Annotated in this window: 16 protein-coding genes and 1 pseudogene; 9 read left to right on the top strand and 8 right to left on the bottom strand. The window is 67.2% G+C overall.

Annotation, left to right across the window (positions count from 1 at the left end):
• Positions 1–18: 18 nt before the first annotated feature.
• The 3 genes from PRtIB026_RS10490 to aroC form a co-directional block, all read right to left on the bottom strand.
• The gene (locus tag PRtIB026_RS10490) at positions 19–555 is read right to left on the bottom strand and encodes an oxidase (RefSeq protein WP_203647598.1); all 537 of its coding nucleotides are present in this window, start codon (positions 553–555) and stop codon (positions 19–21) included.
• Positions 555–1,709 carry an MFS transporter gene (locus PRtIB026_RS10485; RefSeq protein ID WP_203647599.1) on the bottom strand — a complete coding sequence of 385 codons (1,155 nt, stop codon included), beginning with the start codon at positions 1,707–1,709 and terminating at the stop codon, positions 555–557. Before PRtIB026_RS10485 ends, PRtIB026_RS10490 begins: the two co-directional genes overlap by 1 nt.
• A gap of 125 nt (positions 1,710–1,834) precedes the next feature.
• Positions 1,835–2,926, bottom strand: coding sequence for a chorismate synthase (gene aroC, locus PRtIB026_RS10480; RefSeq protein WP_203647600.1), 1,092 nt, complete (start codon positions 2,924–2,926; stop codon positions 1,835–1,837).
• Positions 2,927–3,202: 276 nt separating this feature from the next.
• Here aroC and PRtIB026_RS10475 point away from each other — a divergent pair, with 276 nt between their 5' ends.
• Positions 3,203–4,162: an alpha/beta hydrolase gene (locus tag PRtIB026_RS10475; RefSeq protein ID WP_203647601.1), complete on the top strand. Its 960-nt coding sequence runs from the start codon at positions 3,203–3,205 to the stop codon at positions 4,160–4,162.
• A gap of 151 nt (positions 4,163–4,313) precedes the next feature.
• Complete coding sequence (locus PRtIB026_RS10470) at positions 4,314–5,096, top strand: hypothetical protein (protein ID WP_203647602.1); 783 nt, start codon at positions 4,314–4,316, stop codon at positions 5,094–5,096.
• A gap of 170 nt (positions 5,097–5,266) precedes the next feature.
• On the opposite strand, the gene prmB is transcribed toward PRtIB026_RS10470, so the two are convergent.
• A complete protein-coding gene (gene prmB, locus PRtIB026_RS10465) occupies positions 5,267–6,175 on the bottom strand; it encodes a 50S ribosomal protein L3 N(5)-glutamine methyltransferase (RefSeq protein ID WP_198742723.1) in 909 nt (302 codons plus the stop codon).
• 179 nt (positions 6,176–6,354) lie between these two features.
• On the opposite strand from prmB, the gene PRtIB026_RS10460 reads away from it, so the two are divergent.
• The 5 genes from PRtIB026_RS10460 to PRtIB026_RS10440 all read left to right on the top strand — a co-directional run bounded on the left by PRtIB026_RS10460 (position 6,355) and on the right by PRtIB026_RS10440 (position 9,181).
• Positions 6,355–6,945, top strand: a complete 591-nt coding sequence (locus PRtIB026_RS10460) for a cysteine hydrolase family protein (RefSeq protein ID WP_050704637.1) — start codon at positions 6,355–6,357, stop codon at positions 6,943–6,945.
• 88 nt (positions 6,946–7,033) lie between these two features.
• A complete protein-coding gene (locus tag PRtIB026_RS10455; protein ID WP_203647603.1) occupies positions 7,034–7,354 on the top strand; it encodes a hypothetical protein in 321 nt (106 codons plus the stop codon).
• A gap of 222 nt (positions 7,355–7,576) precedes the next feature.
• Positions 7,577–8,137, top strand: coding sequence for a Smr/MutS family protein (locus PRtIB026_RS10450; protein WP_203647604.1), 561 nt, complete (start codon positions 7,577–7,579; stop codon positions 8,135–8,137).
• 69 nt (positions 8,138–8,206) lie between these two features.
• Complete coding sequence (gene folE / locus PRtIB026_RS10445; protein ID WP_110736603.1) at positions 8,207–8,752, top strand: GTP cyclohydrolase I FolE; 546 nt, start codon at positions 8,207–8,209, stop codon at positions 8,750–8,752.
• 57 nt (positions 8,753–8,809) lie between these two features.
• Entirely contained in the window at positions 8,810–9,181 is a 372-nt protein-coding gene (locus PRtIB026_RS10440) for a glutathione S-transferase N-terminal domain-containing protein (protein WP_203647605.1), read from the top strand.
• Between the two features lie 156 nt (positions 9,182–9,337).
• Here PRtIB026_RS10440 and PRtIB026_RS10435 read toward each other — a convergent pair whose 3' ends face one another.
• Complete coding sequence (locus PRtIB026_RS10435; RefSeq protein WP_110736600.1) at positions 9,338–9,940, bottom strand: glutathione S-transferase family protein; 603 nt, start codon at positions 9,938–9,940, stop codon at positions 9,338–9,340.
• Between the two features lie 144 nt (positions 9,941–10,084).
• Here PRtIB026_RS10435 and PRtIB026_RS10430 point away from each other — a divergent pair, with 144 nt between their 5' ends.
• A complete protein-coding gene (locus PRtIB026_RS10430) occupies positions 10,085–11,281 on the top strand; it encodes a benzoate/H(+) symporter BenE family transporter (RefSeq protein WP_203647606.1) in 1,197 nt (398 codons plus the stop codon).
• Positions 11,282–11,400: 119 nt separating this feature from the next.
• Here PRtIB026_RS10430 and PRtIB026_RS26630 read toward each other — a convergent pair whose 3' ends face one another.
• The 3 genes and pseudogenes from PRtIB026_RS26630 to PRtIB026_RS10420 form a co-directional block, all read right to left on the bottom strand.
• Positions 11,401–12,105 (bottom strand): methyl-accepting chemotaxis protein, encoded by a 705-nt coding sequence (locus PRtIB026_RS26630; RefSeq protein ID WP_420713661.1) that lies wholly within the window; start codon positions 12,103–12,105, stop codon positions 11,401–11,403.
• Between the two features lie 201 nt (positions 12,106–12,306).
• Positions 12,307–12,486: pseudogene (locus tag PRtIB026_RS26625) on the bottom strand (hypothetical protein); the annotation flags it as partial.
• 969 nt (positions 12,487–13,455) lie between these two features.
• Positions 13,456–14,853, bottom strand: a complete 1,398-nt coding sequence (locus PRtIB026_RS10420) for a PLP-dependent aminotransferase family protein (RefSeq protein ID WP_203647608.1) — start codon at positions 14,851–14,853, stop codon at positions 13,456–13,458.
• Between the two features lie 123 nt (positions 14,854–14,976).
• Between PRtIB026_RS10420 and PRtIB026_RS10415 the strand changes: the two genes are divergently transcribed.
• On the top strand, positions 14,977–16,152 hold the full coding sequence (locus PRtIB026_RS10415) for an MFS transporter (protein ID WP_203647609.1): 1,176 nt from the start codon (positions 14,977–14,979) through the stop codon (positions 16,150–16,152).
• The last annotated feature ends 3 nt before the right edge of the window (positions 16,153–16,155 follow it).

The following is a 16,155-nucleotide window of genomic DNA, read 5'->3' as shown; positions in this document are numbered from 1 at the left end:
TTGCGCGACCCGACCCTTTCAGAGTTCGTCGAGCCCGGCAAATTGCCGGGCTGTTCCATCACCGGTGAAACGCGGCTGCACCGCCTGCTCGCTGGCGAACAGGCGCAGGGCCAGGCAGAACGGGGTGTCGCCCAGGTCCAGCCAGCGCCGTGTACCGGCGGGCACCACCAGCACATCGTCCTTCTCGCACAACACGGCGTACACCGCGTCTCCCAAACGCAGGCTGACCTGCCCGCGCCCGCTGATCAGCGCGAACACTTCCTCGCCGTCATGCACGTGCTCGTCGCGCAGGTCGGCCTGGCCCGGGTCGACGCCATCGCGGCTGAGCACGCCGAACACCCGGCTGCCATGGGCGGTCATGAGTTGGTCGAGCGGCCCACGGCACGCAGCGACCACCTCATCCTGGCTGCTGCCCGGGCGCAGGCGCGCGCCGGACTGCCAGCGGCCGAAGCGCACGCCCTGCTCGGCCAGGGTCGCGGCGATGTCGTCGTGGTGGGTCAGCACCTTGTGCGGCAGTGCCGGGCTGGACGGGTCGAATACGCTGAGTATGCTCATCAGGGGTGGTTCCTGCTGTCTTTGAGTCGGAAGGCAATGATAACGGCTGCCGCGAGCGCCGCGACGCTGGCCATACCAAAGGTGAAGTGCGGCCCCAGCAGTTTCCAGCTGTAACCCGAATACAAGGCGCCCAGGGCACCGCCGGTGCCCGAGAGCGCCGCGTACAACGCCTGGCCCTGACCCTGCTGACGGGCGCCGAAACTGGCCTGGACGAAGGCGATGGCCGCGGCGTGGAAGCAGCCGAACGTGGCCGCGTGCAGCACCTGGGCGAACACCAGCACCGCCGGGATATCGGCCAGGTTGCCCAGCAACAGCCAGCGCACGGCGGCCAGCAGGAAACTCGCCAGCAGCACCTTGCGCACGGAAAAACGGGCGAAAATCCGGCTCATGCCCATGAACACCAGCACCTCGGCCACCACCCCCAGCGCCCACAGCAGACCGATGGCACCACGGCTGTAGCCCAGGTGCTCCAGGTGCAGGGTGAGGAAGGTGTAGTACGGCCCGTGGCTGAGCTGCATGAGGGCCACGCACACATAGAAGGCCAGCACGCCGGGCGCCCGCACCTGCGCGAGAAAGCCCCCTGCCCCGCGCCGCTCGGCCTGTTCCACCGGTTGCGCGTTGGGCACCCAGAGGCTGGCGGCGACGATCCCGGCCATGATCGCCACCAGTGCCACCGGGTAGATGTCCAGGCTCAGCCATTCGAACAGGCGCCCAAGACCGACCACGGCGAGGATGAAGCCGATCGAGCCCCACAGTCGCACCTGGCTGTAGCGCGCGGTCTGGCCATGCAGGTGGGCCAGGGTGATCACCTCGAACTGCGGCAGCACCGCGTGCCAGAAGAACGCGTGCAGGGCCATGACCATCGCCAGCCAGGCATAGCTGTTGCCGAAGAAGATCAGCGAAAAGGTCGCCAGGGTCGACAGCGCGCCCAGACGCACGATCAGCAGGCGCTGGCCACTGCGGTCGCCCAGCCAGCCCCACAGGTTGGGTGCGACGCAGCGCATCAGCATGGGGATGGCCACCAGCTCGCCGATGCGTGCCGGGGAGAAGCCCAGGTGGTCGAAGTACAGGGCCAGGAACGGCGCGGTGGAGCCGAGCAGGGCGAAGTAGAAGAGGTAGAAGCTGGAGAGGCGCCAGTAAGGGATCGGGGGCATGGGATGGGCCTTGTATGAGCCTGCACCGGCCTCTTCGCGGGTAAACCCGCTCCCACAGGGATCTCGCAGCATTGGAGATCCCTGTGGGAGCGGGTTTACCCGCGAAGAGGCCGACCCTGGCTAAGTCAGAGCTGGCCCAGTACCGGGGTGCCCACTTTCACGTCGGCATTCTGCGCCCGGTGGCGCAGCAGGTGGTCCATCAAGGCGATGGCCATCATCGCCTCGGCGATCGGCGTGGCGCGGATGCCGACGCACGGGTCGTGACGGCCCTTGGTGATCACCTCGACCGGGTTGCCGTCGACGTCGATCGAACGGCCCGGGGTGGTGATGCTCGAGGTCGGCTTGAGCGCCAGGTGAGCGACGATCGGCTGGCCCGAAGAGATACCGCCGAGGATGCCGCCGGCATTGTTGCTGAGGAAGCCCTCGGGGGTCAGTTCGTCACGGTGCTCGGTGCCACGCTGGGCGACGCTGGCAAAGCCGGCGCCGATTTCCACGCCCTTGACCGCGTTGATGCTCATCAGCGCATGGGCAAGCTCGGCGTCGAGGCGGTCGAAGATCGGCTCGCCCAGGCCCGGCATCACGCCTTCGGCGACCACGGTGATCTTCGCCCCCACCGAGTCCTGGTCGCGGCGCAGCTGGTCCATGTAAGCCTCGAGCTCCGGCACCTTGTCCGGGTCGGGGCTGAAGAAGGCGTTGTGCTCGACCGAGTCCCAGGTCTTGAACGGGATCTCGATCGGGCCGAGCTGGCTCATGTAGCCGCGCACGCGGATGCCCTGGGTGGCCAGGTACTTCTTGGCGATGGCGCCGGCCGCCACGCGCATGGCGGTCTCGCGCGCCGAGCTGCGGCCACCGCCGCGGTAGTCGCGGATGCCGTACTTGTGGTGGTAGGTGTAGTCGGCGTGGGCCGGGCGGAACAGGTCCTTGATCGCCGAATAGTCCTTGGACTTCTGGTCGGTGTTGCGGATCAAGAGGCCGATCGAGCAGCCGGTGGTACGCCCTTCGAACACGCCGGAGAGGATCTCCACTTCATCCGGCTCCTGGCGCTGGGTGGTGTGCCGGCTGGTGCCGGGCTTGCGCCGATCGAGGTCGTGCTGCAGGTCGGCGAGGGAGATTTCCAGGCCTGGCGGGCAGCCGTCGACAATGGCGACCAACGCCGGGCCATGGCTCTCGCCAGCGGTGGTGACAGTGAACAGCTTGCCGTAGGTATTGCCGGACATGGACGCTCCGCGAATCTGCCTGAGGTGATCGAAAGCGGCAGTATACGGAAAACGCTACAGGATGGGTTGCCCATGCCGGCCTCTTCGCGGGTAAACCCGCTCCCACAGGGATCGCGCCAGATTCTAAAAATTGAGCAAGACAGTTGCTCCCACAGGCCGGCCCATCTCACTGTGGGAGCGGGTTTACCCGCGAAGAGGCCGGCACGGCAAGCGAGCCATGCGAACCTTCATCGCGCTGCAATGTCTCAATGACACCTAGCCATGTAGTACCCCTCCATGAAGTCGCGCCTCGCCGCCCTGCTCCTGCTGTTCTGCGCCAGCCTCGCCCAGGCCGCGCCCACCGTACTGCAACGCCCCATCGACCTGGACACCGGCCAGGGCGTGCTGCACGGCAGCCTGCTGCTGCCCCAGCAAACCACCCCGCCACCGGTGGTGCTGATCATCGCCGGCTCCGGCCCTACCGACCGCGATGGCAACAACCCTGCCTCCGGACGCATCGACAACCTCAAGCGCCTGGCCCTGCTGCTGGCCGGCGAGCACATCGCCAGCGTGCGCTTCGACAAGCGCGGCGTGGCCGCCAGCCAGCCGGCCACCCCCGACGAACGCGACCTCAGCGTCGAACGCTATGTCGCCGACGTGGTGGCCTGGGGGCGCGCGTTGCGCCAGGACCCGCGCTTCGGTCCGCTGATCCTGGTCGGCCACAGCGAAGGCGCGCTGATCGCCAGCCTGGCCGCCGAGCAGGCCGGCGCCAGCGCGGTGATCACCCTGGCCGGCAGCGGCCGGCCGGTGGCCGACGTGCTGCGTGAACAACTGGCCCAGCGCCTGCCTCCGGCGCAACTGGCCGGTGGCGTGGCACTGATCGACCGGTTGCAGGCCGGGCAGACCAGCCTCGACGTGCCCGCCCCGCTGCGCCAGGTATTTCGCCCCAGCGTGCAGCCGTACCTGATCACCCTGCTGCACCAGGACCCGGCGGCCGCATTCGCCCGGCTCACGGTGCCCGCGCTGATCGTCCAGGGCCGCAACGACATCCAGGTGGAGGTGGCCGACGCCGAGCGCCTCAAGGCCGCCAAACCCGACGCCCAGCTGGCGCTGATCGACGGCATGAACCACATGCTGCGCATCAGCCCCCGGGAGATGGGCCAGCAGCGTGAGAGCTACCGCAATCCCGAACTACCGCTGGCCCGTGAGTTGGGGGAGCGCATCGTCCTGTTCATCCACGGGCTGCCGCAGGCCTGAAAGCGCCCTCAGGTATTGGCCCGGCCTGCCGATAACGCGGCTAAGAAGGCAGTGATCCAGGGGCATGCGCGCCCCGATCGCGGGCAAGCCCACATCTGCGATGTCCTTGCAGGTACCGGCACCCGGCCGCCGTGCACCTGAGGATTCCCTGATGACCGATGCCCCCGCCGCCGAGGCGACCGAAGAACAAGCCCCGGAAAGCGCCCCGCTGCCCTGGGCAGACCTTGCCGCCGAGCATTTCCAGTTGCTGCGCCTGGCGCCGCTGCCGACCGACCGCAACAGCGGCGCCCGCCCGCTGCGTTTCGTCCAGTTCGGCTACGCCGAGCGCCACGACAAGGCCCACAGCCTGCTGCGCATGGAAATCCGCCTGCCGGGGCAGAAGGTGCGCAAGGAACAGAACCAGCTGGATATCCGCGTCGACCACGAAGCGCGCACGGTGCGTATCGGCGACCCGGCCGGTCTGCAGCTGGAACCGCTGAACCGTGGCCTTGGCCGCTACCTGCTGGCGCAGGCGGTGCAGTGGCTGCAGCAGCGTTGCTCGCACTACCGGGTCGAGGGCATGAGCCTGCCGAACAAGGACGCCCTGAACGAAGACACCCGCCTGCGCCGCGACCATGTGTTGGGCAGCGTCGGCCTGTCGGTAGAGTACACCGACGGCCAGTTGCTCAAGGGGCGCGTGGTGGAGACGCCGGTGGGCCAGCTCAAGGGCGGCTGGAACACCGAGAAGGTGCAGCGCGTGGACAACCTCGAGGCCGCCGGCATGCTGCAGCAGGCCGAGCAGAACCTGATGGAGAAGGAAGCCCAGCTGCGCGAGCGTGACGAGCGGGTGGCCAAGTACCGTCGCGAGGACAGCGGCCTGCGCTTCACCATCACCTGCCTGGTGGCGTTCGCGGTGTTCCAGGCCGGGTTGCTGATCTGGATCGCCACCCGCTGACCTGCCCTACGCGATCCGTGTAGGAGCGGCCTCGTGCCGCGAAAGGGCCGCAAAGCGGCCCCGGCGATCTTTGCATCAACACTGATATCCTGGGGCCGCTACGCAGCCCTTTCCGGCCGGTCCGACGCCTCGGCAAGGCCGCTCCTACAGCAGGGGGCGGTGTGAATCCTTCAGACCCGCGCCTTGAACAGCTCCTGATGCTGCCGGCACTGCTCGGCGGTCAGCATGAACACCCCGTGGCCACCGCGCTCGAACTCCAGCCAGGCGAAGTCCACCTCGGGATAGAGCGACTCGACATGCACCTGGCTGTTGCCCACCTCGACGATCATCAGGCCCTTGTCGGTCAAGTGGTCGGCCGCCTCGGCCAGCATGCGCCGCACCAGGTCCAGGCCATCGTTGCCGCAGGCCAGGCCCAGCTCGGGCTCGTGATGGTACTCGGCCGGCATGTCGCCGAAATCCTCGGCGTCGACATACGGCGGGTTGGACAGGATCAGGTCGAAGCGCTGCCCCGGCAGGCCAGCGAAACCATCGCCCTGCACGGTGTACACCCGCTCATCGAGGCCATGGCGCTCGATGTTCTGGTTGGCCACCTCCAGCGCGTCGAAGGACAGGTCGGCCAGCACTACCTCGGCATCCTGGAACACCTCGGCGGCGACAATGCCGATGCAGCCTGAGCCGGTGCACAGGTCGAGGATGCGCGCAGGCTCGCCGGCCAGCCACGGCTCGAAGCGTTTCTCGATCAACTCGCCGATGGGCGAGCGCGGCACCAGCACCCGCTCGTCGACGATGAACGACATGCCGCAGAACCAGGCCTCGCCCAGCAGGTAGGCGGTGGGCACGCGTTCTTCGATACGGCGCTTGAGCAGGTGCTGCAGGCGTACCGTTTCGTCATCCTCGAGCGCGCAGTCCAGGTAGCTGTCGGCTACCTCCCAGGGCAGGTGCACCGCGCCGAGCACCAGCAGGCGAGCTTCGTCCCAGGCGTTGTCGGCACCGTGGCCGAAGAACAGTTCATGCTCATGGAAGCGGCTGACCGCCCAGCGGATATGGTCGCGCAGGGTGCGCAGGCGGGATGTGATCACGGGGTACTCCTTTTCAGACAGGACAAAAGTCTAACAGCCCACACCGCACATTTGTTTCCTCTGATAGCCAAACCGATAGCCACAAGCCAGCAACCACGCTGTCTGCGCTGTCAACCATTCACATTGGCGTCAAGGCAAGGGAGAATAGGCGTACAAAAGCCCTACCCAAGGAGCCCTTGATGTCCGTTCCAACCACGATGTTCCGCCTCACTGGCCGCGACTACCCGCCGGCGAAGCTGGGCCAAGCCAGCCTGATCGTCATCGACGCGCAGAAGGAATACCTGAGCGGTCCGCTGGCGCTGTCGGGCATGGACGAGGCCGTGGCGAACATTGCCAGGTTGCTCGATGCCGCCCGCAAGGCCGGTCGCCCGATCATCCACGTGCGCCACCTCGGCACCGTCGGCGGTCGCTTCGACCCCCAGGGGCCGGCCGGCGAGTTCATCCCGGGCCTGGAGCCACTGGCCGGTGAAACCATCATCGACAAGCGCATGCCCAACGCCTTCAAGAACACCAAGCTGCACGAGACGCTGCAAGCCTTCGGCCCGCTGGACCTGATCGTCTGCGGTTTCATGAGCCACTCCAGCGTCAGCACCACCGTGCGCCGCGCCAAGGACTATGGTTATCGCTGCACCCTGGTGGAAGACGCCTCGGCGACCCGCGACCTGGCCCTGAAGGACACCGTGATCCCCGCCGCGCAGATCCACCAGTGCGAGATGGCCGTGATGGCCGACAACTTCGCCTGCGTCGCCCCCACCGCCAGCCTGGTCTGAGCCACGACCGCCCGGCGGACGGGCGGAACCCCGAGGTGACCCGCAGGTCGAAATCCGGATCAGCTCTACCAGATCCTGAGGAATTCGAATGAAGCTCAAAGGCAGTTTCGATGCCAAGCGCCTGCGCCAGCGCGAGCCAAGCAACTGGGGCGCGCGGGTTTCCGCCGCTTTCTCGGTGCTGCTGGCCACCCTGGGCATTTTGCTCGCCATGGCCGGTTTCGCCGGCCTGCTGGGCAATTACGCAGCGCTCGCCGAGCTCAATGCCAACCGCCCGCTGTCGGCGATTCTCGTCGTGGTCGGGTTGTTGCTGTTGTGGATCGGCGTGCGCGTCTGGCGACGCAGCCGCATCCGCCTGCGCCGTGGCCGCGAGCTGAACCTGTCGCCGCACCTGATGAAGAAGCACGACTGACAGATTTATACCGCCCCCCTGTAGGAGCGGCCTTGCCGAGGCGTCGGACCGGCCGGAAAGGGCTGCAAAGCAGCCCCAGGATTTTCGCTTCGATGCATGGATCGCCGGGGCCGCTTTGCGGCCCTTTCGCGGCACGAGGCCGCTCCTACACAAACCGCGCGCAGCTCAGGGCTTCACGCCGACGCGCAGTCGCGTAAACTATGCCGCCCACGTGGAGGCACCATGCAAGACGACGATTTTTCCCTCTTCCGCAGCCAAGTGCAGGGCGTCAAGCCGATCAAGCACGACCGCGCCGAAGTCGGCAAACCCAAGGCCGACCGCAAGCAGCTGGCCGGCCTGCGCCAGGCGGCGACCATCCGCAGCGACCAGGCGTTGGTGATCGACGGCCTGTCCGACCAGTTCGTCATCGACGTCGGCGCCGAGGATGAACTGATGTGGCGCCGCGACGGCGTCCAGGAAACCCAGATCCGCAAGCTCAAGCTCGGCCAGATTGCCTTCGAGGGCAGCCTCGACCTGCACGGCATGAGCGTCGAGAAGGCCCGCGAGACGCTGTGGGCCTTCATCGCCGAGGCGATCAAGCTCGAAGTGCGCTGCGTGCGCGTCACCCACGGCAAGGCCGCGCGCCTGGACGGCAAGCGCCCGATGATCAAGAGCCACGTCAACACCTGGCTGCGCCAGCACCCGCAAGTGCTCGGTTTTGCCTCGTGCCAGGCCCGCCACGGCGGCACCGGCGCGGTGTACGTGATGCTCAAGCGAACCATGCTCGAAGGGCACGACGAGTGACATCGCGCTTGCAGCGCCGCCGTCGCCGCCGTACCCTTCGTCTTTGCGAAAAATCCCACAGGTAGATCCATGTCCCTGGAACAGAACTACACCGCGATTCTCAGCCAGATCGGCGAGGACGTCTCCCGCGAGGGCCTGCTCGACACGCCCAAGCGGGCCGCAAAGGCCATGAAGTACCTTTGCCGCGGTTATGAGCAAACCCTGGAAGAAGTCACCAACGGCGCGCTGTTCACCTCCGACAACAGCGAAATGGTGCTAGTCCGGGATATCGAGCTGTACTCGATGTGCGAACACCACATGCTGCCGTTCATCGGCAAGGCCCACGTGGCTTACCTGCCCAAGGGCAAGGTGCTGGGCCTGTCCAAGGTGGCGCGGATCGTCGACATGTACGCCCGTCGCCTGCAGATCCAGGAAAACCTCAGCCGCCAGATCGCCGAGGCCGTGCAGCAGGTAACTGGCGCCGCGGGCGTGGCGGTGGTCATCGAAGCCAAGCACATGTGCATGATGATGCGCGGTGTCGAAAAGCAGAACTCGACCATGCTCACCTCGGTGATGCTCGGCGAGTTCCGCGACAACGCCTCCACCCGCAGCGAGTTCCTCAGCCTGATCAAGTGATCGGCCTGTATCCCGAGCCGACCCCATGGGTCGGCTTTTTCATTTCAGGAGTTGCCCATGATCGTCAAAGCCCTGCGGGTCGGCCTCGGCCAGCTAATCGTGTTCGGCGACTGGATCAGCCGCCCGGCGAAAAAGCAGCGCGATGCCGCGGCCCAGGCCCAGGTCGAGCAGCAGGCCAAGGGTCTGGCGCTGTACCAGTTCCATGCCTGCCCGTTCTGCGTGAAGACCCGCCGCACCCTGCACCGCCTGAACGTGCCGGTGGCACTGCGCGATGCCAAGAACGACGCCCAGCACCGCCAGGCGCTGCTCGAAGGCGGCGGCCGGGTGAAAGTGCCGTGCCTGCGGATCGAGGAGGACGGCAAGGTGACCTGGATGTATGAATCCAAGGACATCATTGCCTATCTGGACAAACGCTTCACGGCGGTCTGACCCGCACGCACGCCCCACACTGTAGGAGCGGCCTTGTGCCGCGAAAGGGCCGCAAAGCGGCCCCGGCGATTGATGCGTCGACGCTGAGACCGAGGGGCTGCTGCGCAGCCCTTTCGCGGCACAAGGCCGCTCCTACAGGGGTGGGGCAGCAGCGAGTCAATCCACCATCGGCACATGCCGTGGATGGCTGGCCACCCGCGCCAGCCAGGCCTGCACGGCCGGGTAACCCGCCAGGTCGAAACCGCCCTGGTGCGCCACATGGGTATAGGCATACAACGCCACATCGGCAATCGAATATTGCTCACCGACCAGGTAGGGCGTCATTTCCAGCTGCTTGTTCATCACCTTTAGCGCCTTGTAGCCGCCCTTGTGCAGCCCCTTGTATTCCTCCAGCCGGTCCTGCGGCAGCCCCAGGTAGAACTGGATGAAACGCGCCACGGCAATGTACGGCTCGTGGCTGTACTGCTCGAAGAACTGCCATTGCAGCACCTGGGTACGCAGGCGTGGTTCGCTGGGCAGGAACTCGCTGCCATCGGCCAGGTAGTTGAGAATCGCGTTGGACTCCCACAGGCAGGTGCCGTCCTCGAGCTTGAGCACCGGCACCTTGCCGTTGGGGTTCATGGCCAGGAACTCGGGCGTTTCGGTTTCGCCCTTGAGAATATCCACCGGGTGCCACTCATACGGGCGGTCGAGCAGGCTCAGCATCAGCTTGACCTTGTAGCAGTTGCCCGACTGGTAATCCCCATACACCTTGTACATCGCCCCTCCCCTTTCACGCAGTTGCGCAGTAATACCCCATAGTTGGCGACTGTACGGCTAAATGCAATGCCTGCTGTATGGCAAGGATCACGCCATTGCACGGTAGCCTGAAAAAACTGCTTACACCTGTACAAGGAATTCCCCATGACCGATGCCACCTCCGCGCGCCTGCGGCCGCTGGCGGACAGCTCCCCGTCGGCAGTCGTCGCCGGCTTCATCGCCATGCTCACCGGCTATACCAGCTCGCTGGTGCTGATGTTCCAGGCCGGCCAGGCCGCCGGCCTGACCAGCGCGCAGATCTCGTCGTGGATCTGGGCCCTGTCGATCGGCATGGCGGTGTGCAGCATCGGCCTGTCGCTGCGCTACCGTACCCCGGTCACCGTGGCCTGGTCGACACCCGGCGCGGCGCTGCTGATCACCAGCCTCGGCGGCGTCAGTTACGGCGAGGCGATCGGTGCGTACATCACCTGCGCCGTGCTGGTACTGATATGCGGCCTGACCGGCAGCTTCGAGCGCCTGGTGCGACGCATCCCCGCCTCGCTCGCCTCGGCCCTGCTGGCCGGGATCCTGTTCAAGATCGGCAGCGAGATCTTCGTCGCCGCCCAGCACCGCACGGTGTTGGTGCTGGGGATGTTCTTCAGCTACCTGCTGGTCAAGCGCCTGTCACCGCGCTACTGCGTGCTGGCCGCGTTGCTGGTCGGCACGGCATTGTCCGGCGCCCTGGGGCTGCTGGACTTCAGCGGCTTCCAGCTGGAGATCGCCACCCCGGTGTGGACCACGCCGAGCTTCTCGCTGGCGGCGACCATCAGCATCGGCATCCCGCTGTTCGTGGTGGCCATGACTTCGCAGAACATGCCCGGCGTCGCCGTGCTGCGCGCCGACGGCTACCAGGTGCCGGCCTCGCCGCTGATCTCGGCCACAGGGTTCGCCTCGCTGCTGCTGGCGCCGTTCGGCTCCCACGGGATCAACCTGGCGGCGATCAGCGCGGCGATCTGCACCGGGCCGCATGCCCATGAAGACCCGGCCAAGCGCTACACGGCAGCGGTCTGGTGCGGGATCTTCTACGGTATCGCCGGCACCTTCGGCGCGACCCTGGCGGCGCTGTTCGGCGCCCTGCCCAAGGAGCTGGTGCTGTCGATCGCCGCTCTGGCGCTGTTCGGTTCGATCATGAACGGCCTGAGCGTGGCCATGGGCGAGGCACGCGAGCGCGAGGCGGCGCTGATCACCTTCATGGTCACGGCGTCGGGCTTCACCCTGTTCTCGATCGGCTCGGCGTTCTGGGGAATCGTGGCGGGGGTGCTGACCTTGCTGATCCTGAAGCCCAGCGCACGTCCGCTGTAGGAGCGGCCTTGTGCCGCGAAAGGGCCGTGCAACGGCCCCGGGGATTCATATTGACGCAAAGATCGCCGGGGCCGCTATGCGGCCCTTTCGCGGCACAAGGCCGCTCCTACAAGGGCCCCTCACAGCCTGAAGTGGCCAACCATGCTCTTGAGGTCGATCCCCAACTGCGCCAACTCGACGCTTGAGCGGGCATTGTCCTCCATCGCCAGCGCCGCCTGGTCGGCACTGCCACGGATCTGCGTGACGCTGCGGCTGATCTCCTCGGCGACCGAGCTTTGCTGCTCGGCTGCCGCGGCGATCTGCTGGTTCATCTGCTGGATCAACGACACCGCCGCAGCGATGCTGCCCAGGGCGCTCTCGGTCTTCAGCGTGTCGGCCACCGCCAGGCGCACCAGCTCGGTGCTGCCACGGATCTGCGTCACCGACTGCTGGGCGTTGCCGCGCAGGCTGGCGACCAGCCGTTCGATTTCCTCGGTGGACTGCCGGGTGCGCCGGGCCAAGGCGCGTACCTCGTCGGCCACCACGGCGAAGCCACGCCCCTGCTCGCCGGCGCGGGCCGCCTCGATCGCCGCGTTGAGCGCCAGCAGGTTGGTCTGTTCGGCCACGCTCTTGATCACCTCGAGCACGTCACCGATGGTATGGATCTCGGCGCTGAGGCTGTCGATACCGCTGCTGGCGGTCTCGGCTGCCAGCGCCAGCTGCTCGATGCGCTGCATGCTCTGGCGCACCACCTGCTGCCCCGACTCGACCTTGTCGTCGGCATCCTGTGCCGCCTGGGCCGCCTGCTCGGCGTTGCGCGCCACGTCATGGACGGTGGCGGTCATCTGCTGCATGGCAGTGGCCACCTGCTCGGTCTCATCCTTCTGGCTACCGACTTCGCGGTTGGTCTGCTCGGTGACCGCCGACAAGGCCTGGGCGCTGCCGGCCAGCTGATCGATGCCCTGCTGCAGGCCACTGACGATGCCGGACAGCCCCTCGGCCATCTGCTGCATGGCCTGCAGCAGCTGACCGACCTCGTCGGCACGCGGCGGCTCGGCCTCGATCCCCAGCTCGCCCGCGGCTATGCGCCGGGCACGGCTGATCACCCGCTTGAGCGGCGCGACCACGGCCCGGGTGATCAACCAGGCCGCCAGCACGCCCACCAGCAGTGCCAGGGCCGTGGCCGCGGCGATGGCCACGGTGTTGCGCGCAAGCTCCGCCTGCATGGCCTGCTCCTGGGCGAGGTAGGCCTGGTCGACCCGCGTGGTGACCTGCTCGGCCCGGGCCTGCAACTGATCCTTGATACCCCGCTCCTGGTCCAGCAGGTCGGTGTACTCGTTGAGCTTCTCGGAGAAACTGGCGATATGCCCGGCCACTTCGCCCAGCACGCTCTGGTAACCGGCATCGGTCACCGCCGACTTGAGCTGGTCCACCAGGCCGGCGGCCTCCACCGTCTGGGCGATGCGCCCCTCGGCAACAGCTTCGCCGCCCTTGCGGCTCTGCTCCAGGCGCACCCGGGCCTCGTCCATGGCCTGCAGCATCAGCCGCGACACCTGCGCCACCTGTCCGGCCTGCTCAAGGAACTCGCCGCCTTGCTGGCCCTGGGACTGCTTGAGGGTGTAGGTGCCGTCGTCGGCCAGGCCGGCCTGCAGCACATCGAGGTTGTTGGCCACGCTCGATACCGACCAGCTGGCCATGTCCAGCGCCAGCTCCTTGGCCTGCACCGCCTGGACGAACTGGTCGAAGGCCTGCCCGTAGGCACTGAGGTCGGCCTCGGCGGAAGTCAGCGCAGGCGCGGCGCGGGCCCGCTCCACCAGCCCTTGAAGGCCCATGCGTAGGGCATCGGCCTCCTTGATATCCGAACGCAGGGCGAAGGCCTGCTCATGTTGGCGCAGCTTCAACAGGTCGGTGTTGAACTGGGCCATCTGCCGCAGCCCCTCGAAGCGCTGGCCGACGTTGGCCAGGGCGTATACGCCGATGGCGGCCACCACCAGAGTGAGCAGCAACACCAGGGCAAAACCCAGGCCCAGCTTGCGCGCCATGCCCAGGTTGGCCAATACACCGTGCTTGGTCGCCGTCATCACCGCCCTCCTCGCTTTTTGGCCCTCCGCCGGCGACAAGAGTGACAATGGCGCCGACCTAGTCACAAGGGCCGCGTGCGCGAATGGTGTCATTTAGCTATGAGCGTGTCGCTTTCAGACCGCCAAAGGTCGCCCTGCATGCCGGAAGAACGCCTGGGCCCGGGAATCCTGCCCATAGGCGACATTGATCCGTAGCCAGTCACTGGCCCGCCCCTGCGGATCGAAAGCGCTGCCCGGGGTGAGCAACACCGCATGCTCCAGCGCCAATCGCTCCAGCTCGGCAAAGTCGCGTCCGGGCACCCGGGCCCAGACGAACATGCCGCCGACCGGCTCACAGAACACCTCCCAGCCACAGGCCTCCAGTTGCCCCAGCGTCCTGGCCCGGTGCTGCCCCAGGCGCAGCCGCAAGCGCTGCACGCTCTTGCGGTAGCCGCCATTGGCGAGCATCTGCCCGACCACCTGCTCGGCGAAGCGCGAAGTGCCAATGCCGGCCACCATCTTCAGTTCGGCCAGGCGGGCGATCAACGGTGGGTCGGCCACCAGATAGCCGACCCGCAACGAACTGCTGAGGGTCTTGGAGAAACTGCCCAGATAGATTACCCGCTGCTCGCTGTCGAGGGTCGCCAGGCGCGTGGCCGGGCCGTCCTGGAAGTCCGCGTACAGGTCATCCTCGACGATCCGCAGGTCATGCTCGCGGGCCAGCTCCAGCAGGCGGTAGGCGACCTTGGGCGTCAGGCAGGTACCGGTCGGGTTCTGGTACAGGCTGTTGATGAACAGGCAACGGGGCTGGTGCTCGGCCAGCAACTGCTCGAACACCACCAGGTCCGGGCCAATGGCGGTGCGCGGCACCTCGAGCATGTGTACACCGTGCACGCGCAACAAGTTGTACAGGTTGTAGTAGCCGGGGCGCTCCACCAGCACCGTGTCGCCCGGTTTCAGCAAGGTCCGCACCAGCAGGTCGAGGGCATGGCTGGCGCCCTGGGTGGTGAGGATCCGCCCCGGCTCGGCGGCAATATCCAGCCGCGCCAGCCCCTTGTGCAGTTGCAGGCGCAGGCTGGCCAGGCCCTGGGGCGGGCAGTAGTCGAACAGCGCCTCGGGCGCGCCGCGGCTGACCTGGCGGATGGCCTGGGCCAGCTCGGCTTCGGCGCGCCAGGCCACCGGTAGCCAGCCGCAGCCGAGCTTGAGCAATTGTTCATGCCCTTCGCGAAACTGCCGCCAACTGCCGTCGATTGCCTCGCCCCAGGGCTCGCCGGGGTCGGGCCGCAAGCCCGGCTTGCGCTCGGCGACGAAGAAGCCCGCGCCATGTCGCGCCTCCAGCCAGCCGTTGGCCGCCAGGCGGTCGTAGGCCTCGATCACGCACGAGGCGCTTACCGACTGCGCCTTGGCCAGCGCGCGGATCGACGGCAGGCGCGCGCCGGGGCGCAGGCGCTGCTGTTCGATCCAGGCCTGCAGGTGCTCGGTCAGCTGCTGGACCAAGGGGGTGGGAGGGTCACGATCAAGATGAAAATGCATGGCAAGTGTTCGCTGCTTTCAGGCAAACAGTTAAGCATAAATGCCCCGTGAGTGTGCCTTGGCGAGCACCTGTGCAAAGGCCGATGCTGCCAACCACAGCCACTGCCTTGCGGATCCGCCCCGATGCCCACTTGTCACGCCCCAGCCCTGCTGGCTTTCGCCCTGTGCCTGATCACCCTGGCGGTGAACCTGCAGGCCCCGCTATACATCACCTACGCCGACCTGTCCGGGCAAGGCGCAACGGCAACCGCCGTGGCCTTTTCCGGCTATGTGCTCGGCGTGCTGCCGGTGCTGCTGGCCCTTGGCGGCTTGGCCGACCGGGTGGGTCGTCGCCCGATGATCCTGGTCGCGCTGGCCCTGTCGATGGTCGCGACGCTGCTCATGCTGCTGGCGCCGAGCCTGCAGATGCTGGGCCTGGCGCGCCTGTTCCTGGGGCTGGGCACAGGCCTCGCCTCGGCCACCGCCACCGCCTACATGAGCGAGCTGATGGCCCCGGACGCCAGTGGCCGCGCCGCCACCTGGGTCACCGCAAGCACGTCGCTCGGCTTCGGCCTGGGCGCGGCGCTGACCAGCCTGTTCCTGCTGCGCGGGCCGACCCTCACCCCCGGCAGCTTCCACCTGCAACTGGCATTGGCCGCCGTCGCCCTGCTGCTGGTCTGGCGCCTGCCCGACCCTCGCCCGGCGCAGCGCCGCGCCATGCTGCGCCTGCCCTGCTACCCCGCCGGCAGCCTGGCTTATGGCCTGGCGATCCTGCTGGCCTGGGCCTGTGTCGGGCTGGTGATCGCCCTGCTGCCGGGGATCCTGCGTCAGCACGGGCTGAGCGCCTGGTCGGGGTTCTCGACCTTCTGCGTGATCAGCTGCGGCCTGCTGTTCCAGCCGCTGGCCCGGCGCCTGGCCAGTGCCCAGGCGACCTTGCTGGGGCTGCTGATCCTGCCGTGCAGCTACGCGCTGCTGGCCTGGGGGGCTGACAGCGGCAATCTGCTGGGTGTGCTGCTGGGCGCCGTGGCTGCGAGCAGCGCCTGCTATGGCTTTATCTACCTGGGCGGATTGGCGGCGGTGAACGAGCTGGCCGGGAGCGAGAAGATCCGGGCCAGTGCCGGGTTCTTCCTGCTCGCCTACCTGGGGTTCAGCCTGCCGGTGATCTTTACCGGATTGCTCAGCGATCGGCTGGGATCGCGCATGGCGCTGGAAGTGTTCGGCGGCGTCCTGCTGGTGGGCTGTGCCGCCGTGGCATTGGTTTTGAGGACGTCTTCGCGGGCCTCTTCGCGGGTGAACCCGCTCCCACAGGGGCCGAGTTGATAC

It is taken from the genome of Pseudomonas sp. RtIB026, assembly GCF_016861355.2.
GTDB lineage: Bacteria > Pseudomonadota > Gammaproteobacteria > Pseudomonadales > Pseudomonadaceae > Aquipseudomonas > Aquipseudomonas peradeniyensis.
This window is presented reverse-complemented; position numbering and strand designations above follow the sequence as displayed.

Coding starts and splice junctions, on each gene's coding strand:
- PRtIB026_RS10420 (WP_203647608.1), bottom strand. CDS start 14,853: ATGCATTTTCATCTTGATCGTGACCCTCCCACCCCCTTGGTCCAGCAG.
- PRtIB026_RS10460 (WP_050704637.1), top strand. CDS start 6,355: ATGTCCGTTCCAACCACGATGTTCCGCCTCACTGGCCGCGACTACCCG.
- PRtIB026_RS10470 (WP_203647602.1), top strand. CDS start 4,314: ATGACCGATGCCCCCGCCGCCGAGGCGACCGAAGAACAAGCCCCGGAA.
- PRtIB026_RS10455 (WP_203647603.1), top strand. CDS start 7,034: ATGAAGCTCAAAGGCAGTTTCGATGCCAAGCGCCTGCGCCAGCGCGAG.
- folE (WP_110736603.1), top strand. CDS start 8,207: ATGTCCCTGGAACAGAACTACACCGCGATTCTCAGCCAGATCGGCGAG.
- PRtIB026_RS10415 (WP_203647609.1), top strand. CDS start 14,977: ATGCCCACTTGTCACGCCCCAGCCCTGCTGGCTTTCGCCCTGTGCCTG.
- PRtIB026_RS26630 (WP_420713661.1), bottom strand. CDS start 12,105: ATGACCGCCACCGTCCATGACGTGGCGCGCAACGCCGAGCAGGCGGCC.
- PRtIB026_RS10435 (WP_110736600.1), bottom strand. CDS start 9,940: ATGTACAAGGTGTATGGGGATTACCAGTCGGGCAACTGCTACAAGGTC.
- PRtIB026_RS10490 (WP_203647598.1), bottom strand. CDS start 555: ATGAGCATACTCAGCGTATTCGACCCGTCCAGCCCGGCACTGCCGCAC.
- aroC (WP_203647600.1), bottom strand. CDS start 2,926: ATGTCCGGCAATACCTACGGCAAGCTGTTCACTGTCACCACCGCTGGC.
- PRtIB026_RS10450 (WP_203647604.1), top strand. CDS start 7,577: ATGCAAGACGACGATTTTTCCCTCTTCCGCAGCCAAGTGCAGGGCGTC.
- PRtIB026_RS10430 (WP_203647606.1), top strand. CDS start 10,085: ATGACCGATGCCACCTCCGCGCGCCTGCGGCCGCTGGCGGACAGCTCC.
- PRtIB026_RS10475 (WP_203647601.1), top strand. CDS start 3,203: ATGAAGTCGCGCCTCGCCGCCCTGCTCCTGCTGTTCTGCGCCAGCCTC.
- PRtIB026_RS10440 (WP_203647605.1), top strand. CDS start 8,810: ATGATCGTCAAAGCCCTGCGGGTCGGCCTCGGCCAGCTAATCGTGTTC.
- PRtIB026_RS10485 (WP_203647599.1), bottom strand. CDS start 1,709: ATGCCCCCGATCCCTTACTGGCGCCTCTCCAGCTTCTACCTCTTCTAC.